The 24,720-nt window shown below is 70.4% G+C and carries 21 protein-coding genes and 2 pseudogenes; 19 read left to right on the top strand and 4 right to left on the bottom strand.

All coding sequences use genetic code 11. The features are described from left to right. The 4 genes and pseudogenes from ACWEIJ_RS45740 to ACWEIJ_RS45725 form a co-directional block, all read left to right on the top strand. Positions 1–204 (top strand): annotated as a pseudogene (locus ACWEIJ_RS45740) (carbohydrate ABC transporter permease); the annotation flags it as partial. A gap of 2 nt (positions 205–206) precedes the next feature. Further along, a complete protein-coding gene (locus tag ACWEIJ_RS45735; protein ID WP_449843578.1) occupies positions 207–1,586 on the top strand; it encodes a GH1 family beta-glucosidase in 1,380 nt (459 codons plus the stop codon). Next, a complete protein-coding gene (locus tag ACWEIJ_RS45730; protein WP_449843577.1) occupies positions 1,583–2,602 on the top strand; it encodes a LacI family DNA-binding transcriptional regulator in 1,020 nt (339 codons plus the stop codon). The genes ACWEIJ_RS45735 and ACWEIJ_RS45730 overlap by 4 nt, the downstream gene beginning before the upstream one ends. Before the next feature lie 119 nt (positions 2,603–2,721). After that, on the top strand, positions 2,722–3,033 hold the full coding sequence (locus ACWEIJ_RS45725; RefSeq protein WP_449843576.1) for a hypothetical protein: 312 nt from the start codon (positions 2,722–2,724) through the stop codon (positions 3,031–3,033). A gap of 2 nt (positions 3,034–3,035) precedes the next feature. On the opposite strand, the gene ACWEIJ_RS45720 is transcribed toward ACWEIJ_RS45725, so the two are convergent. The 3 genes from ACWEIJ_RS45720 to ACWEIJ_RS45710 form a co-directional block, all read right to left on the bottom strand. Continuing rightward, positions 3,036–5,108 carry a beta-galactosidase gene (locus ACWEIJ_RS45720; RefSeq protein WP_449843575.1) on the bottom strand — a complete coding sequence of 691 codons (2,073 nt, stop codon included), beginning with the start codon at positions 5,106–5,108 and terminating at the stop codon, positions 3,036–3,038. Positions 5,109–5,221: 113 nt separating this feature from the next. Then, complete coding sequence (wrbA, locus tag ACWEIJ_RS45715) at positions 5,222–5,842, bottom strand: NAD(P)H:quinone oxidoreductase (protein ID WP_449843574.1); 621 nt, start codon at positions 5,840–5,842, stop codon at positions 5,222–5,224. A gap of 35 nt (positions 5,843–5,877) precedes the next feature. Then, a complete protein-coding gene (locus ACWEIJ_RS45710; protein ID WP_449843573.1) occupies positions 5,878–7,356 on the bottom strand; it encodes an aldehyde dehydrogenase family protein in 1,479 nt (492 codons plus the stop codon). Positions 7,357–7,483: 127 nt separating this feature from the next. On the opposite strand from ACWEIJ_RS45710, the gene ACWEIJ_RS45705 reads away from it, so the two are divergent. The 13 genes from ACWEIJ_RS45705 (at position 7,484) to ACWEIJ_RS45645 (ending at position 21,144) form a co-directional block, all read left to right on the top strand. After that, the gene (locus tag ACWEIJ_RS45705; protein ID WP_449843572.1) at positions 7,484–8,188 is read left to right on the top strand and encodes an IclR family transcriptional regulator; all 705 of its coding nucleotides are present in this window, start codon (positions 7,484–7,486) and stop codon (positions 8,186–8,188) included. Between the two features lie 163 nt (positions 8,189–8,351). Then, entirely contained in the window at positions 8,352–9,905 is a 1,554-nt protein-coding gene (locus ACWEIJ_RS45700) for an acetolactate synthase large subunit (protein WP_449843571.1), read from the top strand. A gap of 35 nt (positions 9,906–9,940) precedes the next feature. Beyond that, the gene (locus ACWEIJ_RS45695) at positions 9,941–11,464 is read left to right on the top strand and encodes an aldehyde dehydrogenase family protein (RefSeq protein ID WP_449843570.1); all 1,524 of its coding nucleotides are present in this window, start codon (positions 9,941–9,943) and stop codon (positions 11,462–11,464) included. Continuing rightward, positions 11,461–12,255: an SDR family NAD(P)-dependent oxidoreductase gene (locus tag ACWEIJ_RS45690; RefSeq protein WP_449843569.1), complete on the top strand. Its 795-nt coding sequence runs from the start codon at positions 11,461–11,463 to the stop codon at positions 12,253–12,255. Before ACWEIJ_RS45695 ends, ACWEIJ_RS45690 begins: the two co-directional genes overlap by 4 nt. A 19-nt stretch (positions 12,256–12,274) precedes the next feature. Beyond that, a complete protein-coding gene (locus ACWEIJ_RS45685; RefSeq protein ID WP_449843568.1) occupies positions 12,275–13,288 on the top strand; it encodes a WD40/YVTN/BNR-like repeat-containing protein in 1,014 nt (337 codons plus the stop codon). A gap of 15 nt (positions 13,289–13,303) precedes the next feature. Beyond that, positions 13,304–13,762 carry a VOC family protein gene (locus tag ACWEIJ_RS45680; protein ID WP_449843567.1) on the top strand — a complete coding sequence of 153 codons (459 nt, stop codon included), beginning with the start codon at positions 13,304–13,306 and terminating at the stop codon, positions 13,760–13,762. Between the two features lie 25 nt (positions 13,763–13,787). After that, positions 13,788–14,390, top strand: coding sequence for an amino acid synthesis family protein (locus ACWEIJ_RS45675; RefSeq protein ID WP_449843566.1), 603 nt, complete (start codon positions 13,788–13,790; stop codon positions 14,388–14,390). Next, positions 14,387–15,235, top strand: coding sequence for an alpha/beta fold hydrolase (locus ACWEIJ_RS45670; protein ID WP_449843565.1), 849 nt, complete (start codon positions 14,387–14,389; stop codon positions 15,233–15,235). The genes ACWEIJ_RS45675 and ACWEIJ_RS45670 overlap by 4 nt, the downstream gene beginning before the upstream one ends. Beyond that, entirely contained in the window at positions 15,232–16,860 is a 1,629-nt protein-coding gene (locus tag ACWEIJ_RS45665) for a bifunctional 3-(3-hydroxy-phenyl)propionate/3-hydroxycinnamic acid hydroxylase (RefSeq protein WP_449843564.1), read from the top strand. The genes ACWEIJ_RS45670 and ACWEIJ_RS45665 overlap by 4 nt, the downstream gene beginning before the upstream one ends. Continuing rightward, positions 16,857–17,177 (top strand): NIPSNAP family protein, encoded by a 321-nt coding sequence (locus ACWEIJ_RS45660; protein ID WP_449843563.1) that lies wholly within the window; start codon positions 16,857–16,859, stop codon positions 17,175–17,177. The genes ACWEIJ_RS45665 and ACWEIJ_RS45660 overlap by 4 nt, the downstream gene beginning before the upstream one ends. Then, positions 17,174–17,560, top strand: a complete 387-nt coding sequence (locus tag ACWEIJ_RS45655) for a carboxymuconolactone decarboxylase family protein (protein WP_449843562.1) — start codon at positions 17,174–17,176, stop codon at positions 17,558–17,560. The genes ACWEIJ_RS45660 and ACWEIJ_RS45655 overlap by 4 nt, the downstream gene beginning before the upstream one ends. Positions 17,561–17,726: 166 nt before the next feature. Beyond that, complete coding sequence (locus tag ACWEIJ_RS45650; protein WP_449843561.1) at positions 17,727–19,181, top strand: APC family permease; 1,455 nt, start codon at positions 17,727–17,729, stop codon at positions 19,179–19,181. 40 nt (positions 19,182–19,221) lie between these two features. Continuing rightward, complete coding sequence (locus tag ACWEIJ_RS45645; RefSeq protein ID WP_449843560.1) at positions 19,222–21,144, top strand: primary-amine oxidase; 1,923 nt, start codon at positions 19,222–19,224, stop codon at positions 21,142–21,144. On the opposite strand, the gene ACWEIJ_RS45640 is transcribed toward ACWEIJ_RS45645, so the two are convergent. Continuing rightward, positions 21,127–22,701 carry an alpha/beta hydrolase gene (locus ACWEIJ_RS45640; protein ID WP_449843559.1) on the bottom strand — a complete coding sequence of 525 codons (1,575 nt, stop codon included), beginning with the start codon at positions 22,699–22,701 and terminating at the stop codon, positions 21,127–21,129. The two genes, ACWEIJ_RS45645 and ACWEIJ_RS45640, sit on opposite strands and share 18 nt — an antisense overlap. Before the next feature lie 277 nt (positions 22,702–22,978). Here ACWEIJ_RS45640 and ACWEIJ_RS45635 point away from each other — a divergent pair, with 277 nt between their 5' ends. Beyond that, positions 22,979–24,580 carry a cellulase family glycosylhydrolase gene (locus ACWEIJ_RS45635; RefSeq protein WP_449843558.1) on the top strand — a complete coding sequence of 534 codons (1,602 nt, stop codon included), beginning with the start codon at positions 22,979–22,981 and terminating at the stop codon, positions 24,578–24,580. A gap of 18 nt (positions 24,581–24,598) precedes the next feature. Continuing rightward, a pseudogene (locus ACWEIJ_RS45630) lies at positions 24,599–24,720 on the top strand (methylmalonyl-CoA mutase family protein); the annotation flags it as partial.

The raw sequence follows: 24,720 nt of genomic DNA, 5'->3' as shown, positions 1-24,720 counted from the left end.
GACTTCCTCTGGCCGCTCGTCGTGCTCAACGCCGACAACCCCACCATCCAGGTCGCACTGGAGAAGCTGCAGAGCGGTTATTACGTCGACTACTCGCTCGTCCTCGCCGGAACCACGCTCGCGACGGTTCCGGTTCTCATCGTGTTCCTCGTGCTCGGGCGGCAGATCGTCGCCGGGGTGATGCAGGGCGCCGTCAAGGGGTGAAAATGGAGAACATTGTTTTCCCGCAGGGTTTTCTGTGGGGAGCCGCGACTGCGGCGTTCCAGGTGGAAGGTGCGACCGACGTGGACGGCCGCACCGACTCCATTTGGGACGCGTTCTGCCGGTTGCCCGGCAAGGTCGTCGGCGGCGACTGCGGCGAACCCGCTGCCGACCACTACCGGCGGTTCGAGCAGGACGTGCGGATGATGGCCGAGCTCGGGCTCAAGGCCTACCGGTTCTCGATCGCCTGGCCGCGGGTGCGCCCCGACGGCGGCGAGGTCAACCAGGCCGGGCTCGACTTCTACCAGCGACTCGTGGACACGTTGCTGGCGCACGACATCGTGCCGTGGCCGACGCTCTACCACTGGGACCTGCCCCAGACGCTCGAGGAGTCGGGTGGCTGGGCGACGCGCGACACCGCGTTCCGGTTCGCCGACTACGCGGCCAGCGTCGTCGGTGCGCTCGGTGACCGCGTCGGCACCTGGACGACGCTGAACGAGCCGTGGTGCTCGGCGTTCCTCGGCTACGCGGCCGGGGTGCACGCACCGGGACGGACCGAGCCGGCCGCCGCCGCCGCCGCGGTCCACCACCTGCTGCTCGCGCACGGGCTCGCCGCCGACACCATCCGCGCCGCCGCGCCGGAGGCCAAGGTCGGCATCACGCTCAACATGTACCCGATCATCCCGGTCGACCCCGCCGACCCGGCGGACCTCGACGTCGCGCGCCGGCTCGACGGGCTGCAGCAGCGGATCTTCCTGGACCCGTTGCTGCGCGGCGAATACCCCGCGGACATCCTCGCGGACCTGGAGCCGTTCGGGTTCGCCGAGCACGTGCGGGACGGCGACCTCGGCGTGATCTCCGCGCCGATGGACATGCTGGGTGTCAACTACTACACCGAGCACTACGTCAGTTCGTCGCCCAACGGCAGCGAACCGGGTCCCTCGCCGTGGATCGGCGTGCAGCACGCGTCGTTCCCCCGCCGTGACGCTCCCCGGACCGACATGGACTGGGAGGTCCGGCCGGACGGGCTCACCGCCGTGCTGCTGCGGCTGCACCACGACTACCCGCGGCTGCCGCTCTACATCACCGAGAACGGTGCCGCGTTCCGCGACGACTTCTCCGGTTCCGGCGCGATCGACGACGTCGACCGGACCGGCTACATCGCCTCGCACCTGCGCGCCGCGCACACGGCGATCAAGGCGGGCGTCGACCTGCGCGGTTACTTCTGCTGGTCGCTGCTGGACAACTTCGAGTGGGCCGAGGGGTACGCGAAGCGGTTCGGCATCGTCCACGTGGACTACACCACGCAGATCCGGACGCCGAAGATGAGTGCGAGGTGGTACAGCAGGGTGGCCCGCGACAACGCGCTGGTCGCCGTCTCATGACGGAAGGCAGGAGTCGCCGCCCCGGCCCGCGCATCGAGGAGGTCGCGCGCGTGGCCGGGGTGTCGAAGTCCACCGTCTCCAGGGTGATCAACGGCGAGAAGTACGTCAGCGAACGTTCACGGCAGGCGGTGCACCGCGCGATCGCGTTGCTCGGGTACAGCCCGAACCACGCGGCGCGCACGCTCGCGGGCAGCAAGGCGAACGCGATCGCGCTGGTGATCTCCGAACAGGGCAGCCGCGTGCTCGCCGACCCGTTCTTCGCCGGCGTGCTGCGAGGGGTGCACGCCGAGCTGACCGGGCGGCACGTCCAGCTGCTGCTGATGATGAACCAGCCGCTGGACGGCCAGGACCAGGTCGCATACCTCACCGGCGGGCACGTCGACGGCGCGCTCGTGGTGAGCCTGCACGGCGAGGACCCGTTGCCCCGGACGTTGCACGAGGCGGGGCTGCCCATCGTGGTGGGCGGCCGTCCGCTCGCGGGCGGCACCGTCCCGTTCGTCGACTCGGACAACTTCAACGGCGCGCTGGGAGCGGTGCGCCACCTCGTCTCGCTCGGCCGGGAGAAGATCGCCACCATCGCCGGTCCGCGCGACATGGCGGTGGGCATGGACCGGCTCAGCGGCTGGCGGTGCGGGCTGGCCGAGCACGGCCGCTCCGTGGAGCTGGTGGTGCACAGCGACTTCACGCCCGAGAGCGGCGCGCTCGCGATGGAGGAGCTGCTGCGCAGGGCACCCGATCTCGACGCGGTCTTCGTGGCCGCGGACATCATGGCGCTGGGCGCGTTGCGGGTGCTGCAGGCGCGCGGCTACCGGATTCCCGACGACGTGGCGGTGGTGGGGTTCGACGACTCGGTCCTCGCCTCCACCGCCGTGCCGCCGCTCACCACCGTGCGCCAGGACGTGGAGCAGTTCGGCCGCACGATGACGTGGCGGCTGCTCGCCGAGCTCGCCGGCGAGGAGAAGCTGCCGTTGTCGATGCTGCTGCCCACCTCGCTCGTGCGCCGCGCGAGCGCGTGAACTGCGCGGATCGAATCGACCCGAACCCCATTCGACGCGAAAGTATTTGCCCGCGGGCCTGAACCAGAGCCAGGAGCAGGCCGTACTACGAGAGGCGTGGGTGAAGAACGGGGGTTCGGATGCAAGCAGGCAGATTCTTCGACAACGCGGCGGACGACGTTCCGGCGCTACCGGAAACGGCGGTGCTGCGCGTGTTGTGGATGACCGCGCAGGGCATGGTGTGGCCGTGGCTGCTGCAGAGCATGTGCCGTCCGGACGCGATCCAGCAGGCCCTGGCCGCGGACCTGATCTGGGCACCCGTCGGTGACCACCTCGGCTACCACATCACCGACGCGGGCAGGCGGCGGATCGTGAACTGGTACCGGGAGAACCGTCCCGGCACCGGCCCGCAGGACAACGCCGAGCTCTGGCGTGCCGTCACGATGCGCTGAGCTCACCCGGCCACGAAGATCCGCACGTCCCGCTCGGCCAGCCCGACCGGTCCGCCGGCGGGGATCTCGCTGCCGTCCAGCAGATCGGTGAGCGCGGTGGGCGCCGCGATCTCGACGGGGTCGCCGCTCCAGTTGTGGACCACGTGCACGCGGCGCCCGTCCGGCGAGGTCCCGGTCGTCGCGGTGACCGTCTCCGGCAGGTCCTGCCAGCCCGATTTCGGTGTCGGCGCAAGCCATTTCGCCAGTGCCGCGGCAAGACCGCGACCGGGCATCGTGCCGACGCACGTGACGCGACCGGCGCCGTGCCCTCGTGTGGTGACGGCGGGCCAACGTCCGAAGTGGTGGTGGTCGTACTCCACGAGCACGTCGGCGTCGATGACCGTGTACCCCTCCACCCACCGGGTGGCGACGGCGTCCGCCGGCAGGTCGAAGCCGGCCGCGGCCAGCACGCGCAGGTCGTCCGAGAGGTTGCTGAACTCGTCGTAGTAGACGCCCGCGGCCTCGACGAGCCGGCCGGGCGCGTGTTCGTGGCGTGCCCTGCCTTCGTGGTCGGCGTAGGCGGTGCGGGGTCCGATGACCAGGTGACCGCCCGCGTGCGCGTACGCGGAGAGCAGGTCGACGGTCTCGTCGTCGGCCAGGTACAGCGCGGGCACCACCAGCACCGGGTGCGCGGCCAGGTCCAGGCCGGCCAGCTGCCGGGCGTGGATCATCCGCACCTGGCGGCCCGCCTCGAAGGCACCGCGGTAGAACGCGTCGAAGATCCGCTGGTACGCGGCACCGTCCGGGCCGCCGTCCGAAGTGGACAGGGGCGGGTACTTCTGCATGTACCACTTGCTGGGCGCCGAGTACACGATCGCGAGGTCGGCGTCCGGCTCGATGCCCGCGACCGCCGCGCCCGCGGTCTCGAACTCGGCGCCCAGCCGGGCCAGTTCGGCGTACACCCGGCCGGGGCTGCCGCTGTGCGGCAGCACGCCGCCCCAGTAGGTCTCGGCACCGAAGTGCAGCGTGTGCCAGTGCCAGTACTCGATCATCCGCGCGCCGCGGCCGACGAGCGCCCACGCGGCCTGACGCCACTGGCCGTCGTAGGCGGGGCGGTTGTCCCACGGCGAGCTGATGTTGCCCGCGTTGGTCTCGGTGACGAGGAACGGTTCCTGGCGTGAGGAGAAGATCCAGTCGGCGCCGCGGTAGAACGCCCACACGCCGTTGGTCTTCCAGCTCTGCTCGCACTCGTCGGGGTCGGGCAGGGTGAGCGCGTCCTGCATGTCGTAGTACGGGTTTCCCGCGGTGACGTCGACGTGCTCGGTCAGTTCGGCGTCGTCGAGCGCGACGTGCGGGTAGTGCAGGCAGGTGGTGACGAACTGGTCCGGCCGCGCGTACTCGCGCACGACGTCCGCCTGCCACGCCACGAACTCGGTGGTCTGCCTGGCCTGGAACGCCCGCCACGCCACGTCGTACTGCGGCTGGGCGTTGCCCTCCGGCGTCCACAGATCGGCCCATGTGGACAGTCGGTGCGACCAGTACACCAGTCCCCACGCGCGGTTGAGGTTCTCGACGTCGCCGTAGGTGGTGCGCAGGTGGTCGACGAACCGCTGGAAGACGCCGTGGTTGTGCAGCAGCCGGATGCCCGGCTCGTTGTCCACCTGGAAGCCGATGACCGCGGGGTGGTCCGCGTACCGGCCGGCGATCTTGCGCGCGATCCGTTCGGCGTGGAACCGGAAGGCGGGATGGGTGAAGTCGACCTCCTGCCGCGCACCCCACCCGACCCGGCGGCCGTCGGCCTGCTCCCCCGCGATCTCCGGGTACTGCCGGGCCAGCCACGGCGGCACCGCGTACGTCGGGGTGCCGAGGACGACCGAGATGCCGCGCTCGTGGGCGCCGTCGAGCACCGGCCGCAGCCACTCCAGGTCGAACCGGCCGTTCTCCGGCTCCCACGTCGACCACACCGACTCGCCGACCCGGATGACGGTGAAACCCGCTTCCACCATCAGGTCCAGGTCGGTCTTGAGCCGGTCGTACGGCTGGTACTCGTGGTAGTAGGCGGCACCGAACAACACCCGCGCGGGCAGCACCGCCATCGGGAACCTCCATGAGTCGGCGAGGTTCGCATGCTAACCGACATCATCGGCTGCTCGCGTTGTGCCGCAAGCGGTTCCAGGCCACCGTTCGAGTCGAATCGAAGGTCGAACGCCTAGGCGGCCCCGGCCCGCGCACCCGCGAGCACCTCGGCGAAGTGCGCGAGCCGCCGGCCCTGGAAGCGCGCGCACTCCAGCACCTTCTCGTCGGGCATGGTCGACGGGAACCCCGCGGGCCACGAGGTGCCGTACGGGTTGCCGCCCGCCGCGTAGACGACGTCGTCGGTGTACCCGAGCGGGACGATCACGCAGCCCCAGTGGTAGAAGACGTTGTTGAGCGACAGGATCGTGGCCTCCTGGCCGCCGTGCAGCTCCGCGGACGAGACGAACGTGGTGACCGGCTTGTCGGCGAGCTTGCCCTCGTGCCACAGGCTGCTCGCGGTGTCGATGAACTGCTTGAGCTGCGCGGCGGGCGCGCCGTAGCGGGTGGGCGTGCCGAACGCGTAGCCGTCGGCCCACTCCAGGTCGTCCAGGGTGACGACGGGAATCCCCTCGGTCTCGTCGCGGTGCCGCACCCAGTCGGCGTTCGAGGCGATGGCCTCCTCCGGGGCCAGCTCGGCGACGCGGCGCAGGCGGACCTCGGCGCCCGCGTCCTCGGCTCCTGCCGTGACGGCTTCGGCGAGCCGGTGCACGGAGCCGGTCGCGCTGTAGTACGTGACGAGTACGCGGGCAGGCATTCGGTGTTCCCTTTCCATTGGTGTCCCAAGTGGTGTCACAGGACGATCGTGATGGTCTTGAGCTCGGTGTTCGCTTCGAGTCCGGCGAGACCGAGTTCACGGCCGTGTCCGCTGAGCTTCCAGCCGCCCCACGGCAGCCGCGGGTCGAGCGGCGACCAGCCGTTCACCGCGACGGCACCGGCGTCGACCCGGCGGGCCAGGGTGTGCGCCCGGTTCAGGTCCGTGGTCCACAACGTGGCGGCGAGCGCGTAGCTGCTGTCGTTGGCGATGGCGACCGCCTGCTCGTCGTCGTCGAACGGGATGATCGTCCCAACAGGACCGAAGATCTCCTCGCGGGCGATGGTCATCGTGTTCGACGCGTCGGCGAACAGCGTGGGTTCGACGAAGAACCCGGCGCGGTCGGGCCTGCCGCCTCCGGTGACCACGCGGGCGCCTTCTTCACGGCCGCGCTCGACGTATTGCGCGACGCGGTCGCGTTGCCTCGTGTTGATCAGCGCGCCCATCGTGGTGCCCTCGTCGAACGGGTCGCCGAGGACCACCTTCGCGGCGCGTTCGGCGACACGGCCGACGAAGTCGTCGTAGACGTCCCGCGCGACCAGGATCCGGCTGCCCGCCGCGCAGACCTCGCCCTGGTTGGCGAAGACGCCGGCGGCCACCCCGTTCGCCGCCGCGTCCAGGTCGGCGTCGGCGAACACGATCTGCGGGCTCTTTCCGCCCAGTTCGAGCGTGGTGGGCCGGAACCCCTTCGCCGCGGCCGTCGCGACGATCTGCCCGGTCTCCGGGCTGCCGGTGAACGAGATCTTGTCGACGCCGGGGTGGTTGATCAGCAGGTTGCCGGTCGTGACACCGCGTCCGGGCAGGACGTTGAGCACGCCGGCGGGAAAACCGGCCTGCTCGGCCAGTTCCGCGAGCATCAGCGACGTCAGCGGCGCGTCCTCCGGCGGCTTCAGCACGACCGCGCACCCGGCCGCGAGCGCCGGCGCGATCTTCCACGCGCCGATCATCGTGGGCGAGTTCCACGGCGTGATCGCGGCGACGACCCCGATGGGCTGCCGCACCGTGTAGCTCAGCGTCGACCGTCCCATGTAGCCGGACGTGGGAATCGTCTGCCCGGTCAGCTTGTCGGCCCAGCCCGCGTAGTGCCGGAACGTGGCGACCGCCTGCGGGAGGTCGATCATCCTGGGCTCGAACCCCGGCTTGCCGACGTCGAGCGACTCGACGTTCGCGAAGTCCTCCGCGCGCTCGTCGAGCAGCCGCGCGAAGGCGTGGAGCAACTCCCCGCGGGTGGCGCCGTCCATGCGCCCCCACTCACCGTCGAGGGCATCGTGGCCGGACGCGACGGCACGGTCCACCATCGCTCCGTCGGCCTCCACCACCGCGGTGAGGGTCTGCTCCGTCACCGGGTCGACGACGTCGAACGGCTGAGCGGAGGAGTGAGACTGCCAATGCCCTGCGACGAACGGCATGGCGGGGAGCTTCCGAGCGAGCTCCTCGGCGACTGATCGCTGCGACATGTCCGATTACCGTCCCTAGTGGTCGATAGTCGTACACTAGGCGAGAGGTCGGCGACCGGTCAATCACCGGCGGGCCGCTGTGCTAAACAGAGCTACTGACCGACCAGTCAAGAAGGACGAGCGCGCGATGAGTTCTGCAGGCGGGGAGATCTCCCAGACGCTCGACCGCGGGCTCAAGGTGCTGTCGTTGCTGGCAGAACACAGCGACGGCCTGACCGCGGGCGAACTGGCCGAACACCTCGCCACCGCCCGCGCGGTGGTCTACCGGCTGCTGCGCACCCTCGAAGCCCACCGCCTGGTCGGCCGCATCGGCACCCGGTACGTGCTGGGCATCGGCGTGTCGGAACTGGCGAGCCGGCTGCGCCCGCGCCTGCAGGCGGTGGTCCTGCCGATCCTGCGCCGGCTGAGCACGCAGACGAACAGCACGTCACTGCTAAGCGTGGCCGACGGCGACGAGGCGCTGATCCTGCTCACCGAGGAGCCACCGCAGAGCACGTTCCACCTGGCGTTGCGCCAAGGCGCGCGGCACGGTTTGGAGCTGGGCGCGGACGGGGTGGCCATTCTCGCCGGACGCCCGGCTTCGGACGACGACTCCGCGATCGTGCGGCTGGCGCGCTCGCAGGGGTACGCGCTGAGCGTCGGGGTGCTGCAGCCGGGGGCGCTCGGAGTGGCGGCGCCGATCAGCACGTCCGAGTGGGCCAGCGCGAGCATCGGGATCGTGCAGCTCGGGACCGAGGTCTCCGACCCCGGCGTCCCCGGTCTCGTGATGTCCGCGGCCGCGGAGGCCGCGCGCCGGCTTTCCAGCGACTTCAGCGCGGAAACGCCCGCGTAGCAACACTTTCCCGTCACACCCGGTCTGCGTCGTCAGGCCGGGTGTTTTCGCGTGTCCGCGAACCGCTCCGAACTGCGGGCTTCCCCGTCACGGCAGCAGCGTCTACGCTCTGGTCGATAAGCGAACACTCTGTACGATTATCGCACTCCCTCTGGAGACAGCCGTGGCTGAAGACGTCCTCACCGGCGCCGAGTCGCTCGTGCTCGCCGCAGCGCAGTCGGGCGTGCGCGTTTGCTTCGCCAACCCCGGCACGACCGAGATGCCGCTGGTGGCCGCGCTGGATCGGGTGCCGGGTGTCCGGGCCGTGCTCGGCCTGCACGAGAACGTGTGCACTGGCGCGGCGGACGGGTACGCGCGCATCACCGGGCACGCCGCGATGACGTTGTTGCACCTGGGTCCGGGGCTGGCCAACGGCCTGGCGAACCTGCACAACGCGCGCCGGGCGAACACTCCGCTGGTCAACGTCGTCGGTGACCACACCAGCTGGCACCTGCCGTTCGACGCGCCGCTGACGTCGGACATCGCGGCTCTCGCGGCGACGGTGGGCACGGTTCACCACGTCACCGACCGCGCGGGCGTCGCGGCCGCCACCACCGGTGCGATCGCCGAGGCTCACCAGCGGCACGGTGTCTCGACGCTGATCGTGCCCGCCGACCACCAGCAGGCCACCGCGCCGCGCTCCCAGGCCGACCTCGCACCGCGCGCACGACGCCCGGCCGTCGCGGTCGACCACCTCAAGAAGGCCGCACAACGGCTCCGCGACGCGCGGCGGCCGCTGTTCCTGTTGGGCGGCAACGCCTTGACCCGAATCGGACAGCGAGCCGCCGGGATGATCGCGGCGGCCACCGGTGCCGCGCTCTACTGCGAGACGTTCCCCGCGCGCGTCGACCGGGGTGGCGGGCTGCCGGCCATCGACCGGTTGCCGTACTTCCCCGAGACCGCCGCCGCGGTGCTGCGCGAAGCGGACGTGGTGATCGTCGCGGGCGCCGAGGACCCGGTCGCGTACTTCGGTTACGAAGGCGTGCCGAGCGTGCTCACCGCTCCGGGCACGCTGGTGAAGCTCGCGCATCCGATCGAGGACGCCGAACAGGCACTCGTGGAACTGGCCGACCTGATCGGTGCCACCACGCCGATCGCCACCATCGCAACGGAAACCGCGCCGCCGGACGACGCCGAGACGCTGACCGGGCGGGTCATCGGGCGGGTGGTCGCGGCGTGCCTGCCGGACGACGCCATCGTGTCGATCGAGGGCGGCACGAGCGGCTACCCGTTCTACACCGAGTCGGCGTCCGCGGTGACGCACACGGTGATGACGAACACCGGCGGCGCCATCGGGCAGGGGCTGCCGTGTGCGCTCGGGGCGGCCATCGCCGCACCGGACCGGCCGGTGATCGCGTTGCAGTCGGACGGCAGCGGCCTCTACACCGCGCAGGCGTTGTGGTCGATGAGCCGCGAGCGCGCCAACGTGATCGTCCTGATCGCCGCCAACCACACCTACAACGTGCTGCGCACCGAGCTCGGGCGGCACGGCAACGCCGAGTTCGGGTCGCAGGCGGAGGCGCTGACCAGCCTGGCGGACCCGTGCGTGGACTGGGTGGCGCTGGCGGCCGCGTTCGGCGTGCCCGCCGTCCGCGCCGTCACCGTGGCGGACCTGCGCAAGGCGCTGACCGACGCGGCCGCGGCCGGCGGCCCCCACCTCGTCGAGATGGCCCTGTGACCACCGGCCTTCCCACCCGCACCCAGGAGCACCTCGTGACCGACACGACCTTCCTGCCGGCGCCGGCACCTTTCGGCGTCACCTCGTTCCTGGCCCGCGAGCACGGCCTGTACATCAACGGCCGATGGGGCCCCAGCGAGTCCGGCCGGACCATGCCCTCCATCAACCCCGCCACCGGCCGCCAGCTGTCCACAGTGGCCAGTGGCACGGCCGCGGACGTCGACGAGGCCGTCGCCGCGGCACGGGCGGCGCTCGCCAACCCGGCGTGGCGCGACATCAACCCCTTGCAGCGCGGCGAGCTGCTGCACCGGCTCGCGGAGCTCGTCGAGGCCAACGCCGAGGACCTCGCGTTCATCGAGTCGCTGGACAACGGCAAGCCGGTCGCGGTCGCCAGGGCCGTGGACGTCGGCACGACCGCGAAGCTGTTCCGCTACTTCTCGGGCTGGCCCAGCAAGTTCGAGGGCTCGACCATCCCGCTGTCGCCGCGCAACGGGCTCAAGGTCCTCAACTACACCGTGCACGAACCGATCGGTGTCGTGGGCGCGATCGTGCCGTGGAACTTCCCGATGTCGATGGCCGCGTGGAAGCTCGCGCCCGCGCTGGCGATGGGCAACACCGTGGTGCTCAAGCCGGCCGAGGAGACCTGCCTGTCCACGTTGCGGCTCGTGGAGCTGGTCGAGGAGGCCGGGTTCCCGCCCGGCGTGCTCAACGTCGTCACCGGGACCGGAGGTGTCGTCGGCGCGGCCATCGCCGCGCATCCCGGCGTGGACAAGGTCGCGTTCACCGGCTCGACCGAGACCGGGCGCGCGGTCACCAGGGCCGCGCTCGGCAACATGAAGAAGGTCTCCCTCGAACTCGGCGGCAAGTCGCCGCACATCGTGTTCCCGGACGCGGACCCGGTCGCGGTCGCCGCCGCGGCCTCGGACGGCATCTTCTTCAACCAGGGTCAGACGTGCACGGCCGGGTCGCGGCTGTACGTGCACTCCGACCTCTACGACGACGTGATGTCCGCGCTCGTCGACCACGCGCGCCGCATCGTCGTCGGGCCGGGTCAGGCGCCGGCCACGCAGATGGGGCCGCTGGTGTCGGCCAGGCAGCTCGCCACCGTGAAGTCCTATGTGGAGTCCGGGCTGGACCAGGGCGCCTTCCTCGCCACCGGTGGCTCGCGGCCGCACGGCCTGGGCGAGGAGCACGCGGACGGCTTCTTCCTCGAACCGACGATCCTCGCGGACACCACGCACGACATGAAGGTGGTGCAGGAGGAGATCTTCGGGCCGGTGCTCGTCGCCATGCGGTGGACCGAGGTCGACGACCTGGTCGACAAGGCCAACGACTCCCCCTACGGGCTGGCCGCGGGGCTGTGGACCAACGACCTGACGCAGGCGCACCGCGTGGCCGGTGCGATCAAGGCGGGCACGGTCTGGATCAACTGCTTCAACATGACCGATCCCGCGTCGCCGTTCGGCGGCTACAAGCAGTCGGGCTGGGGCCGCGAGATGGGCCGCGGCGTCCTCGAGCAGTACACCGAGACCAAGAGCGTGTGGGTGAACCTGACATGACAGAACAGGATCTCAGCGGCCAGGTCGCGATCGTGACCGGTGGCGGGCTGGGCATCGGCAAGGCCGTCACGCGCGCGCTCGTGCGGCGTGGCGCGGCGGTCGTCATCGCGGCACGCCGGATGTCCGTGCTGGACCTGGCCGCCAAGGAGATCACCGACGAGCTCGGCGGCCGGGTCGTGCCCGTCTCCGCCGACACCACCGACATGGACTCCGTGCTGAACCTCGCCGAGACGGCGAACGAGGTCGGCCGGGTGAGCATCCTCGTCAACGGCGCCGCCGCCCCGGCCGGGCTGGTGCGCAACGACATCGGCAGCGCCGACCCGGACGCGCTGCTCGCCGACCTGAACACCAAGGTGGTCGGGTACTTCCGGTGCGTCAAGGCGGTCGCGCCGATCATGCGGGCGCACCGCTACGGCCGCGTCGTGAACATCGGCGGGCTCACCGGCCGGTCCAGCCACGCGCTGTCCGGCATGCGCAACCTCGCGATCGTGCACATGACCAAGGCGTTGTCCGACCAGCTCGGCCCGGACGGCATCACGATCAACACGCTGCACCCCGGCGTCGTCGAGACCGAGCACATCCACGAGCTGTACGCCAAGAACGCCGCCGCCGAGGGCATCACGCCGCAGCAGGTCGAGCAGAACTTCATCGACCGCACGCCGATCCGGCGCGTGCTGACCGCCGACGAGGTCGCCGACGCCGTCTGCTTCCTCGCCTCGCCCGGCTCCGGCGGCATCACCGGCGAGTCGATCGGCATCGACGGCGGCCTGACCCGCGGCATCTTCCTCTGAGCTCGAAGGAGAAATCCCGATGCAAGGAACCATTCTGGTCGGCACGGCGGGACAGGGAGTGCTGCGCAGCAACGACGACGGCGCGACCTGGCACCGCATCCCGCTCGACCAGGCCCTGGAGTTCGACTCCGTGGTCCGCGCGCTCGCGGTGCACCCCGCCAGGCCGGAGGTGATCTTCGCGGGCGCCGACGCCGGGCTCGGCCGCAGCGACGACGGCGGCACCCGCTGGACCCGCGTGGACTCGCCGTTCAACGACCAGCAGGTGTGGTCCATCGCGATCGACCCCAACGACCCGGACAGCATGCTGATCGGTACCGGCGCCCCCGCCCGTGCGGCGATGTACCGCACCACCGACGGCGGCGTCACGTGGGACCGCCTCTCCCCCGTGCTGCCGGAACGCTGCGCCGGCGTGAGCAAGCCGCGCATCCTGACCGCCGCCTACGACCACGTGGACGGCAAGTCCGCCTGGTTCGGCGTCGAGGAGGGCGGGCTGTGGCTCACCCGCGACCGCGGTGACACGTGGGAGCGCGTCGACGGGCCGGAGGGCGTCAACCCCTCGGACATCCACTGCGTGCTGGTGCTCGACGGACCGCCCAAGACGGTCGTCTGCCTGGTGGTCAACGCCATCTTCGTCAGCCAGGACGACGGGGTGACGTGGACGCGCACCGGCACGAAATCGACCTGGGGCATCTACTACACGCGGCTCGTCGCCCGCATCCCCGGCACGAACTCCCTGCTGCTCGGCATCGGCGACGGCACACCGGGCACGCGGACCATGATCTTCCGCTCCGACGACCTCGCGCGGACCTGGACCGAGTCCACTGTGGACGTACCGCCGAACTCGACGGTCTGGGCGTTCGGCACGCACTCCGCCGACCCGGACCTCGTGTTCGCCGGCACGAAGTACGGCCATTTGCTGCGCTCGACCGACGGCGGTCGCACCTTCGCCAAGGAGTGGCGGGAGTTCCCCGAGATCACCGACGTGGCGTGGACCCCGGCCGTGGCCGCCGCCGCGCCCGTCGCCCAGCACTGAACAAGGAGAACGCTCATGGTCACACCCTCGATCGTCCGCACCCACCTGTCGCTGTTCGTGCGCGACCCGGAAGCCTCCGCCGCCTGGTTCGCGGACGTGCTGAACATGAAGATCACCGCGCGCGGACCGCAGTGGGTGTTCCTCTCCTTCGGCCGCAAGCACCACGACCTCGCGCTGATCCGCGCGGAGGAGGGCGCGCAGCAGGGCGGGCTCGGTCTGCAGCACTACGGCCTGGAGGTCGAGGGCGACCTCGACGACCTGCGGCGGCTCTACGGCATGTTGCTGTCCAAGGGCGTCAAGGTCGTCAAGACCACCGACCACAAGGTGGGGTTCGGCCTCTACTTCGAGGACCCCGACGGCAACCGGTTCGAGTTCTTCGTCGAGACCGTCACCGACGACGAGGAAGGACAGCGCGTGCTGGGCGAGCACAACGCGCCCAGCGAGCCGGTGGTGCTCGACCCGCTCTACACCTGACCCGCCAGAGGAGACGGAAGAACCCATGCCAGAAGCGAACTTCGGGCCCTACCACGTCCGCAAGTGGTTCACCCACGTCGAGGACGTGCTGGCCACCGAGACCGGGCAGCTCGCCGACGGGGCCTCGGTCCGCAGGATCGTCATCGCCGCCGCGGTGCACAACCCGTACGCGGGCCGGTTCGGCGCGGACCTGAGCGACATCGTGGCCAAGTCGGACCAGCTCGGCCACGAGGTCGGCCGGCGGGCGGTCGAGGCGGCGGGCGGCGAGCCGATCCAGAGCTACGGCAAGGCGTGCGTCGTCGGCGTCAACGGCGAGTACGAGCACGGCAACGCGTTCCTCACGCAGCTGTTCGCCGATCCGGTGCGCGACGCCGTCGGTGGCGGCAAGTCGTGGGTGCCCTCCAGCGGCAAGGTCGCCGCGGCCGGCACGACCATCGACATCCCGTTGGCGCACAAGGACGCGCTCTACGTGCGGTCGAACTACGACACGATCTCGATCAGCTTCGGGGACGCACCCAGGCCGGACGAGGTCGTCATCGCCTTCGCCTTCGCCTCCCGCGGCAGGCTGCACGCCCGGCTGGGCGGCCTCACCGCGGACGAGGTGCAGGGCGTGGACGGCCTGCGATGAAACCGGCCAGCCACCTGGTGCCGCTCAACGGCCTGGTCCAGCACTACCTGGCGTGGGGTGAGGAAAGAGCACCGGCCGTGCTCCTGCTGCACGGCCTGCGCAGCTACGCCCAGACGTGGGAACCGGTCGCGGAGGCGCTGAGCCGCACGCACCGCGTCATCGCGCTCGACTTCCGCGGCCGCGGCGACAGCGCGTGGGACCCGCAACGGCAGTACTTCGCCGACGCCTACCTCCGCGATGTCGAAGGCCTGGTCGCCCACCTCGGGCTCACCCGGTTCGGCATCGTCGGGCACTCCATGGGCGGCACGGTCGGTTATGCCTACGCGGCAAGGCATCCCGGCCAGGTCGACGCGCTGGTCGTCGAGGACATCGGGCCGGGGTCGTCGACCGAGACCGCGGGCGCCGACCGGATCCTGCGGGAGCTCGCCGCCACACCGGACGGGTTCTCCTCGCTCGACGAGGTCCGCGCCTACTGGCGCCGGATCCGCCCTGGCATCACCGAGGACGCGCTCGCCTCCCGCATCGAGCACACCGTGCGGTCCCGTGCCGGCGGCGGGTGGGCGTGGAAGTCCGACATGGCCGGGATCGCCGAGGCCAGGCGCAGCGGTGATCCCGGCCGGTCGGTCGACCTGTGGGCGTGCGTCGAGGCGTTGCGGTGCCCGACCCTGGTCCTGCGCGGCGCCCGTTCGGACTTCCTCCCGGTGGACACGTGCGTGCGCATGGCGCAGCGGCAGCCGTTGCTGCGGTGGGCCGAGATCGACGACGCGGGCCACTACGCCCACGACGACAACCCCGCGGAGTTCATCGAGCACGTCACCGACTTCCTCACCGGAACCACGCGATGAGCGGCGTGCCGCCGGCCTCGGTGCCGGTCGTGATCGTCGGCGCGGGACCGGTCGGGGTCACCGCGGCGAACCTGCTCGGCGGCTACGGCGTGCCGACGTTGATCATCGACCGGGAGACCGAGATCGTCGACTACCCGCGGGCCGCGGGCGTGGACGACGAGAGCCTGCGCACGTTCCAGACGGCCGGGCTGGTGGACGAGATCCTCTGCGGCACCATCCAGAACGTGCCGTTGAAGCTCTTCGACGGCACGGGCCGCTGCCTCGCGGACATCCGCCCCACCGCGCAGGAGTTCGGCTGGTACAAGCGGAACATCTTCATGCAGCCGCTGGCGGAGGCCGTGCTGCGCCGCGGTCTCGCCCGCTTCCCGCACGTGCAGGTGTTGCTGGGCACCGAGATGCGGACACTGCGCCAGGACGCGGACGGCGTCACGCTCGACCTGGTCACCGCCGACGGCGAACAGCACGAGGTCCGCGCCGGGTACGTGATCGCGGCCGACGGCGGCCGCAGCCCGATCCGCACCCAGCTCGGCATCGCGCTGGAGGGCAGGACGCACGAGCGCAAGTGGGTCGTGATCGACTGCGCCAACGACCCGCTCGACGCGCCGTACACCGCGTTGCACTGCGACCCGCGCCGACCGTACGTGTGCGCGCATCTGCCCGACGATCACCGCCGCTGGGAGTTCATGCTCTTCCCCGGCGAGGACGCGGACGAGATGCTCGCCCCCGACCACGTCGACGACCTGCTGCGCCACCACGTGCGCGATCCCGGTGTGGTGGAGGTGATCCGGGCGCGGGTGTACACGCACCACTCCCGCATCGCCGAGCGGTTCGTCGAAGGTCGCGTCGCACTGGCGGGCGACGCCGCGCACCTGATGCCGCCGTGGGCCGGGCAGGGCATGAACACCGGCATCCGCGACGTCACGAACCTGTGCTGGAAGCTCGCCGCCATCGTGCAGGACAAGGCCGACGAGTCGTTGCTGGACACCTACGACGTGGAACGCCGCCCGCACGCCCAGGCCATGATCGACCTGTCGACGACGCTCGGCCGGATCATCAGCCCCACCCGCCGCTCGGTCGCCCGCGCACGGGATCTGTTCCTGCGCACGGCTGCGGTCGCCGGGCCGGTCAAGCGGTGGACGCTGGAGATGCGGTTCAAGCCGGTTCCCCACTACCGCAACGGTTTCGTCGTACCGGAGCGGCCCGCGGCCGAACTCCCCGGCGTCGGGCGCATGATGGCCCAGCCCGTGGTGGAGACCGCGGACGGCACCTGCCACCGGCTCGACGACGTGCTCGGCCCGTGGTTCGCGGTGATCGGGTTCGAGTGCGACCCGCTGGCCGGCCTGACCGCCGCGGAACGATCGGTGGTGGACCGGTTCCGGCCGCGGGTGGTCAAGGTCGTGGAGTCGCGGGCGGGCCGCCGGCACCACGAGAAACCTTGCGTCTCAAGCGAAACCGACGTCGTCGAGGACGTCCACAACGAACTGCGTGCCTGGTTCGAGGCACGCGGCCGCGAGGTCGTGCTGGTCCGGCCCGACCGCTACGTGGCGGCGATGACGACCGCCGCCGAGTTCGGGCCGGCCCTCGTGCTGCTCGCCGGCCAGCTCATCGGAAGCAGGGTGCCGTGATCGTCGAACAACGCGACTACGTGCTCGTCCCGGGCGGGGTGCCGCGGTACCTGGACGAGTGGCACCGCACCGGACGGGAGCCGCAGGTCCGTCACCTCGGTGAGCCGCTCGGTGTCTACACCGTCGACGTCGGCGGCCTGAACACCCTCGTCTACCTCTGGCAGTACGACGACTTCTCCGACCGGGCGGCACGCCGTCAGGGCCTCGCCGCCGATCCGGGCTTCGCCGTCTTCCGCGGCCAGGTGCGGAGTCTGCTGGTGAGCCAGGCCAGCCGCGTTCTCCTGCCCGCCGCACGAGCAGAAAGTCCTCCACCATGAGCGAAGCGCAACGCTATCTCGACGACATGGTCGCCCGGCGTGGTTATGTGCTCGACTACCACAAGGTGATGGCCGCGAACGACCTGCCGGTGCTGAAAGCCGCCGACGATCTCGTCGGCGCGGCCTATCTGGAACAGCGCACGCTGGGCCGTGACGTCAAAGAGCTTCTTTTCATCCTCAGCCTGACCGTGCTGCGTGCGGACAAGGCGCACATCAAAAGTCACATACGGGTCGCACTTGACGTCGGTGTTTCACCGAAGGAAATCCTGGAAGCCATTGAGATCGCGCTGCCGGAAGCCGGTGTCGTGGCGTTCCAGCACGGGTTCGACGCCTGGCGCGAGGTGGTCGGCGCGCCCCACCTGGAACCGTCCGTGACCGCCTGAGCGATTTCTGTCCCGAGTGGATTCGCACATTGCGGCCCGTCGCGAAAAGTGTTGACATCACGCAATTCCGCGACCAGGATCTGTCCATTAAACGTACGCCATGTTCGGATATCGTACAGCCGGAGGAAGTGGTCCGGCGCCCTCTCCACACCCCGCGGGAGCCGAGATGAGCGATGATCCCAGTGCTTCACCAGGACACGCCAAGATCACCATGTCCGGTGTGCTGGCCCAGTCCGTCGGATTCATGGGCCCGGTGTTCTCCGTGGCCACGTTGCTGCCACTGGTCGTCGGCCTGTCGGCCACCGGCCGCGGCGCCGGCGTCGCCACGCCGATCGCCCTCGTCATCGCCGGCGTCGGGATCTTCGGTGCCGGCTGGGTGATCGCCCAGTACGCCAAGCGAATCCACCTGTGCGGCTCGCTGTACGAGTACATCTGCGACGCCTTCGGCCCGCGCGTCGGCATCGTCGCCGGGTGGCTGTACTACGGCGCGATGGCGGTGCTGGCGGCGGCTACGTTCCTGGCGCTCGGCGGGCAGACCGAGGAGTTCCTGCGCAGCGCGTTCGGTGTGGACGTCGCTTGGTGGGTGCTCGCACTCGTGTTCGTCGCGCTCGTCATGGCCGCCGTCGTCATCGGGGTGCATGTGTCGGTGAAGGCACAGCTGGCCCTCGTGCTGATCTCCGCGGCGATCGTGGCGGTCTTCGCGGTGTGGGTGATCGCGAAGGGCGGCCAGGGCGGCACCAGCCTGTCGGCGAAGCCGTTCAACCCGTTCGCGATCGACGGGCTCGGGCTGCTCTACGGCGTGCTCTACAGCTTCAACATGTACATCGGGTTCGAGTCCGCCGCGAACCTCGCCGAGGAGACCGACGACCCGAAGCGGCACGTCCCCCGTGCGGTGCTGTGGTCGCTCACGATCTGCGGCGCCTACTTCATCCTCACCTCGTACTCCCAGGCCGTCGGTTTCGGTCTCGACGCGGAGGCCTGGAAGGCGAGCGTGTTCCCGTTGCAGGCACTCGCCTCCGGCCCCGAGTTCGGCTCGACGTGGTTCGGCGACCTCGTGTTCGTGATCATCATCCTGGACGTCGCCGCGGTGGCGATCGGCGTCTGCGTGGCGGCGTCCCGCGGGCTGCTCGCCATGGCCAGAGCGGGACGGCTGCCCGCGTCCCTCGCGAAGACGCATCCCCGCTACCGCACCCCGGTCGTCGCGGCGGGACTGCTCGCGGTCGTGTCCGTGGCCGCGATCGCACTGGTGGCGCTCACCGACGGCCTGTTCTCCCGCGCCACCGGGCAACCGGACGTGCTGCAGCCCCAGTGGGCGCCGATGTTCGGGTGGATGGCCGGGTTCGCCGGCGCCGGGCTGGCCCTGATGTACCTCGCCATGTGCGTCGCGGGTGCACGCGGCCTGTGGCACGAGGTGAACCGCACCAAGCTCGTCGTGGCGGCCACCGCCGGTGTGCTGGTCGCCGCGGGCGCCGTGTTCGGCGCGGTCTACGAGGCCGCCAGCCCGCTCGACACCGTGCCGTGGGCGCTCGGCGCCTGGATCGCCGCCGGCGTGGTCTGGGCCGGAGTGGTCACGTCCCGCCGTCCGGTGCTGGCGCCCGAGGACGAACCGCGCCCAGCCTGAACCAGCACACCCTCTCCCGTTCACCGCCCAGAGGACGATCATGAGCCCACAACCGCCGCTCAGGCACCCCTACGACCCGCTCACCCCGGACGAGATCACCGCCGCCGTCGCCGCCGTGCGCGAACATCGCAGTGAGCTGACCGAAGCGCGGTTCCCGGTCGTGCGCACGGATCTGCCGGACAAGCAGGTCGTGCGGGACTGGACACCGGGCGCACCGGTCGCGCGCTCCGCGTTCCTCGTCGTCTACGACCGCGCGGACGCCGCCACCTACGAGGCCACCGTCGACCTGGCCACCGGTGAGATCACCAGCTGGCGGCACGTTCCGGACGTCCAGCCGGGCATCATGATCGAGGAGATCCTGGAGCTCGAGGACATCGTCCGCAAGGACCCGGCGGCCGTCGCGGCACTCGCCCGGCACGGCGTGCACGACCTGGACCTGCTGCAGATCGACCCGTGGTCGACCGGCACGCTGCCGGTCGACGGGGTGTCGGCGAAGCGGCGGATCATGCGAGCCAGCGCCTACGTCCGCGAGTTCCCGGAGGACAACGGCTACGCACGACCGGTGGGCAACCTGGTGTTCGTCATCGACTGCAACGAGAAGTCGGTCGCCGCGATCCAGGACGGCGAGCCGATCCCGCTGCCGCCGGAGAGCGGCAACTACGACGTCGGCAGCGTCGGGCCGCTGCGCACCGACCTGCGCCCGTTGGAGATCACCCAGCCGGAAGGACCGTCGTTCACGGTCAGCGGCAACGTCATCGAGTGGCAGCGCTGGCGCCTGCACGTGCACGTCGACGCGGTCGAGGGTCTCGTCCTCAGCGATGTGTCCTATCTGGATGGTGGACGGCGGCGTTCGGTGCTGCACCGCGCGGCGATCAGCGAGATGGTCGTGCCCTACGGCGACACCAGCGACGACTTCTACTTCCGCAACGTGTTCGACGCGGGCGAGTACAACCTCGGCAAGACCGTCGGGTCGCTGTCGCTCGGCTGCGACTGCCTCGGGGAGATCCGCTACCTCGACGCCGTGCTCTCCGACGAGTCCGGCACGCCGCAGACGATCACCAACGCGATCTGCATGCACGAGGAGGACTACGGAATCCTCTGGAAGCACTGGAACTTCCGCTACGCGGGCGCGCCGGAGGTCCGCCGGTCCCGCCGGTTCGTCGTCTCCGCCATCCACACCATCGGCAACTACGAGTACGGCTTCTTCTGGTACCTCTACCTCGACGGCACGATCCAGTTCGAGAGCAAGCTGACCGGCATCGTGCAGACCCGCGCCATCGCCCCCGGCACGACCCCGGAGTTCGGCACGCTCGTCGCACCGCAGCTCGACGCGCCCAACCACCAGCACCTGTTCAACATGCGCCTGGACCTGGAGATCGACGGTCCGGACAACACGGTGCTGGAGGTCGACGCCGTCGGCCTGCCCATGGGCCCCGGCAACGAGCACGGCAACGCGATCGTCGCCCGCAAGACCCCGATCACCAACGAACGCGACGCCCGCCGCGCGTGCTCGCCGCAGACCGCCAGAACGTGGAAGGTGGTCAACCCCAACGTGGTCAACCGGTTCGGCGAACCGGTCGGCTACAAGCTGGTGCCGTTCGTGGGCCCGACCCTGCTCGCCGCACCGGAGAGCGACCTGGCCCGGCGCGCCGAGTTCGCCCGCCACCACCTGTGGGTCACCCGCTACGACCCGAAGGAGCTGCACGCGGCGGGCGACTACCCGAACCAGCACCCCGGTGACGGCATCGGCTCCTGGGTCCGGCAGGAACGCGACCTCGTCAACACCGACGTCGTGCTCTGGCACACGTTCGGCACCTCGCACCTGCCGCGGCCGGAGGACTGGCCGATCATGCCGTGCGAGTACGTCGGGTTCTCGTTGAAGCCGGCCGGGTTCTTCGACCGGAACCCCTCGCTGGACGTGCCACCGCCCGGTCACGGCACGGCTTCACACTGCCATTCCTGAACGTACGGCCAGGGCTGCCGTCGGGTACTCCGCGGCGCAGTGGGTGCCGCGCGCGGGCGTGACGAGGTCGATCAGGTACCGGTCGACGTTGGCCCGCGCGCAGCTGCTCAGCGTGTACTGGCCGTGGCCGACACCGTCGTAGGTCAGCAGCACGGAGTTGCCGATCTGCTGCGACACGGCGACGTTCCACGCATGCGGTGCCGCGACGTCGGCGGAGGACGTCATGACCAGGATCTTCGGCGCGTTCGAGATCGACAGGCGGTGCTGCGGGTTGCTCACCTCGGCAGGCCAGCCGAGGCAGGTGGCGATGTCGTTCCAGAACGGGCTGAGCTTCGTGTGCGGGGCGAGCGCGGCGGTCTGGTCGCGCAACGCCCGCAGCTCGCGGTACCCGTCGACCCGCCACTTCCAGTCCTCGCACCAGATCGCCTGGTAGGAGTTGCCGGCCAGGTCCTCGGCCGCGGCGGTCCTCGTGGTGGCGGCAGGTCCGGTCCTCGCGGTCGTCGAGGCCGTCCCGGTCACCGCCGCCGCCCCGCTCGTCGCAGCAGCGTCGGTCACCGCGGCCACCCCGCTCGCCGCAGCAACTCCGGTCTTCGTGCCCGCGGCGAGCGAGCGCAGCCGGGCCGCGAAGCCGTACCAGCTGTTCGACGGCGTGAACATCGCCCCCAGCAGCTCACCGCGCAGCCCTTCCGCGGAAAGCGCTTCCCCGCTGTCCGGGTCGATGAGCGCACCCGCCTCCGCCTTGGCGTGCAACGCGTCCCAGCGGGCCCGCACGTCCTCACCGTGCAGCGGGCAGTTCGCCGTCCGAGCGCACCAGTCCGCGAAGGCGTTGAACGAACGCTCCAGGTCCGCGGTGGCCGTCGCGAGGTAGTGACCGGCCGAGGTGATGCCGTGGTCCAGGTTGGACCCGATCGTCACGGCCCGCAGCCTGGCCGGGAACAGCTCGGCGTACTGCTGCGCCACCTGCGAGCCGTACGAGGACCCGAAGAGGCTGATCTTCTCCTCACCGAGCGCGGCGCGGACCGCGTCCAGGTCGCGCACCACGCTCTTGGTGTCCAGGTGGTCGAACAACGGCCCGGTGTGCTTGCGACAGTCCGCGCCGAGCTCGGCGTTGTAGGCCACCAGGTTCCGGTACTCCTGCTCGCTCGCCGGGTAGTCGCCCGGCCGCCGCCCGAGGAGCTCGGCGCTGCACCTGACCTCGCTGCTGCGACCGACACCGCGCTGGTCCCAGGTGACGATGTCGAACCGCTTGCGCAGCTCGCCGGTGGTGAGCTTGTTGTTGCCCAGCACGAACAAGTCGATCCCGGAGCCGCCGGGACCGCCGGGAGCGACGAACAGCACGCCGATCCGGCGCTCGGGTTCGGTGGCCTTCAACCGTCCGATCGCGACGCCGACCTTCTCGCCGCCCGGGTTGTTCCAGTCGACGGGCACCTGCACGGTGGCGCACTCGCCCGGTTCGCCTTCCCGGCAAGGGGACCAGGCCGGAGCAGCCGAGGCCTCCGCGGTGCCGGTGAGCGCGACCATCCACACCAGTGCGGAAACGAACGAACGCCTGAACACGGATCCTCCGCCACGAGAAAGCCATTGGGACCGAACGGCCTTTGACGCCAGGAAGCTACTGGCGCGCGAAGATCGCCGAGAAGATCACACGGCCGCTTTTCCGAAGATCCCGGAATCCACCTTCCGGTCCTTGACGACACGACCGCGGTCCGTCCGCTACTCCGAACGCCGTCTTGACCGCAGTTGGTCGAATCAGGACTCTGGGAGCGCTCCCAGAAGGGCGGTCTGGGGACAACCGGCTCGGCACAACGGCATGAGCGTGCTCAAAGGAGAGCGCATGAAACGGCGGAACGAACTTCTGGGCGCCCTGATCGCGGCCGCGGTGGCCGTGAGCACAACGGTCGCCCTCAGCACGGCAAGCCAGGCCACGCAGGAGGTGGCGGCGGAGGGCGGCACCGGCACCGGATACCTGCACACCAGCGGGAGCAAGATCCTCGACAGCACCGGTGCGACGGTCCGGCTGACCGGCCTCAACTGGTTCGGCATGGAGACCGACAACAAGACCTTCCACGGCCTGTGGGCCAGTCGGACGTGGCGGCAGCAGCTCGACCAAATGGCGCAGCTGGGTTACAACACCCTGCGCGTCCCGTTCTCCAACGACGCGTTGAAGCCCGACGCCAAGGCCACCGGCATCAACGACTACACCAATCCCGACCTGGTGGGCCTGTCCCCGTTGCAGATCCTCGACAAGGTGATCGGCTACGCGGGCCAGAAGGGCATGCGGATCATCCTCGACCGGCACCGGCCGACCAGCGCCGGGCAGACCGCCCTCTGGTACACGGCGAGCGTGCCGGAGACCACCTGGATCAACGACTGGAAGATGCTCGCCCAGCGCTACGCGGGCAACACCACGGTGATCGGCGCCGACCTGCACAACGAGCCGCACGCGGAGGGCACCAACCCGGCCGCGACCGGTTCGTGCTGGGGCTGCGGCGACACCGCCCGCGACTGGCGGCTCGCGGCCGAACGCGCGGGCAACGCGATCCTGTCCGTGCAGCCGAACTGGCTGATCTTCGTGGAGGGTGTCAGCTGCCCGAGCGGCGGGCTGTCGAACATCTGGGACGGCGACCCGTCCAACGACGAGGACTGCGGCTGGTGGGGCGGGAACCTGTCGAAGGCGGGCCAGTTCCCGGTGCGCCTGTCCGTGCCCGGCCGGCTAGTGTACTCGCCGCACGAGTACGCCACCTCGGTCTACAACCAGCCGTGGTTCAGCGCGCCGGACTACCCGGCGAACCTGCCGGGGATCTGGGACAAGTACTGGGGTTACCTCTACAAGCAGAACACCGCGCCGCTCATGATGGGCGAGTTCGGCACCACGCTGGCCAACCCGGTCGACAAGGTGTGGCTGGAGAAGCTGATGGCCTACACCGGGACCGGCGTCAACGGCATCTCGTTCACGTACTGGTCGTGGAACCCGAACTCCGGTGACACCGGCGGCATCCTCAACGACGACTGGACCACGGTCAACCAGGCGAAGCAGAGCATCCTGCAGCCGTACCTCATCCCGCCGGCCGGTGGTCCCGGCCCGACCACGACCACCACGACCACCACGACCGGTGGCGGCGGCACGGGTGCGTGCAAGTCGGCCTGGAAGCTCGACAACTCCTGGCAGGGCGGTTTCCAGGGCTCGCTGACCGTCACCAACACCGGGACGAACGCCGCCAGCCCGTGGACGGTCGCGTTCACGCTGCCCGCCGGGGTCACCATCAACAACGGCTGGAACGGCACGTTCACCCAGTCCGGCACCACGGTCACCGTGGCCGCGCCGTCGCACGCCACCTCGCTGGCTCCCGGCGCGTCGGTGTCGCTCGGCTTCACCGCCAACGGCACGACGAGCGCGCCTTCAGCCGTCACGCTCAACCAGGCGGCCTGCGCCTGACGGCACGCGGGGGGGGGGGGTGTGGTGGGCTGGGGGGGGGTGGCCCTCGACTCGATCTACGACATGCGCACGTTGTTCGACGGCATCCCGCTGGACAAGATGTCCGTGTCGATGACGATGAACGGCGCGGTGCTGCCGAT

Source organism: Lentzea sp. NPDC004789 (genome assembly GCF_053601075.1).
Note: the sequence above shows the minus strand (reverse complement) of the source record. Positions and strands in the feature narration are given on the sequence as shown.

What these genes read in the sequence shown, in the direction of transcription:
- ACWEIJ_RS45645 (WP_449843560.1), top strand. Translation starts at nt 19,222, where the DNA reads ATGAGCCCACAACCGCCGCTCAGGCACCCCTACGACCCGCTCACCCCG.
- ACWEIJ_RS45655 (WP_449843562.1), top strand. Translation starts at nt 17,174, where the DNA reads ATGAGCGAAGCGCAACGCTATCTCGACGACATGGTCGCCCGGCGTGGT.
- ACWEIJ_RS45730 (WP_449843577.1), top strand. Translation starts at nt 1,583, where the DNA reads ATGACGGAAGGCAGGAGTCGCCGCCCCGGCCCGCGCATCGAGGAGGTC.
- ACWEIJ_RS45670 (WP_449843565.1), top strand. Translation starts at nt 14,387, where the DNA reads ATGAAACCGGCCAGCCACCTGGTGCCGCTCAACGGCCTGGTCCAGCAC.
- ACWEIJ_RS45680 (WP_449843567.1), top strand. Translation starts at nt 13,304, where the DNA reads ATGGTCACACCCTCGATCGTCCGCACCCACCTGTCGCTGTTCGTGCGC.
- wrbA (WP_449843574.1), bottom strand. Translation starts at nt 5,842, where the DNA reads ATGCCTGCCCGCGTACTCGTCACGTACTACAGCGCGACCGGCTCCGTG.
- ACWEIJ_RS45725 (WP_449843576.1), top strand. Translation starts at nt 2,722, where the DNA reads ATGCAAGCAGGCAGATTCTTCGACAACGCGGCGGACGACGTTCCGGCG.
- ACWEIJ_RS45650 (WP_449843561.1), top strand. Translation starts at nt 17,727, where the DNA reads ATGAGCGATGATCCCAGTGCTTCACCAGGACACGCCAAGATCACCATG.
- ACWEIJ_RS45690 (WP_449843569.1), top strand. Translation starts at nt 11,461, where the DNA reads ATGACAGAACAGGATCTCAGCGGCCAGGTCGCGATCGTGACCGGTGGC.
- ACWEIJ_RS45685 (WP_449843568.1), top strand. Translation starts at nt 12,275, where the DNA reads ATGCAAGGAACCATTCTGGTCGGCACGGCGGGACAGGGAGTGCTGCGC.
- ACWEIJ_RS45665 (WP_449843564.1), top strand. Translation starts at nt 15,232, where the DNA reads ATGAGCGGCGTGCCGCCGGCCTCGGTGCCGGTCGTGATCGTCGGCGCG.
- ACWEIJ_RS45710 (WP_449843573.1), bottom strand. Translation starts at nt 7,356, where the DNA reads ATGTCGCAGCGATCAGTCGCCGAGGAGCTCGCTCGGAAGCTCCCCGCC.
- ACWEIJ_RS45635 (WP_449843558.1), top strand. Translation starts at nt 22,979, where the DNA reads ATGAAACGGCGGAACGAACTTCTGGGCGCCCTGATCGCGGCCGCGGTG.
- ACWEIJ_RS45735 (WP_449843578.1), top strand. Translation starts at nt 207, where the DNA reads ATGGAGAACATTGTTTTCCCGCAGGGTTTTCTGTGGGGAGCCGCGACT.
- ACWEIJ_RS45720 (WP_449843575.1), bottom strand. Translation starts at nt 5,108, where the DNA reads ATGGCGGTGCTGCCCGCGCGGGTGTTGTTCGGTGCCGCCTACTACCAC.
- ACWEIJ_RS45675 (WP_449843566.1), top strand. Translation starts at nt 13,788, where the DNA reads ATGCCAGAAGCGAACTTCGGGCCCTACCACGTCCGCAAGTGGTTCACC.
- ACWEIJ_RS45705 (WP_449843572.1), top strand. Translation starts at nt 7,484, where the DNA reads ATGAGTTCTGCAGGCGGGGAGATCTCCCAGACGCTCGACCGCGGGCTC.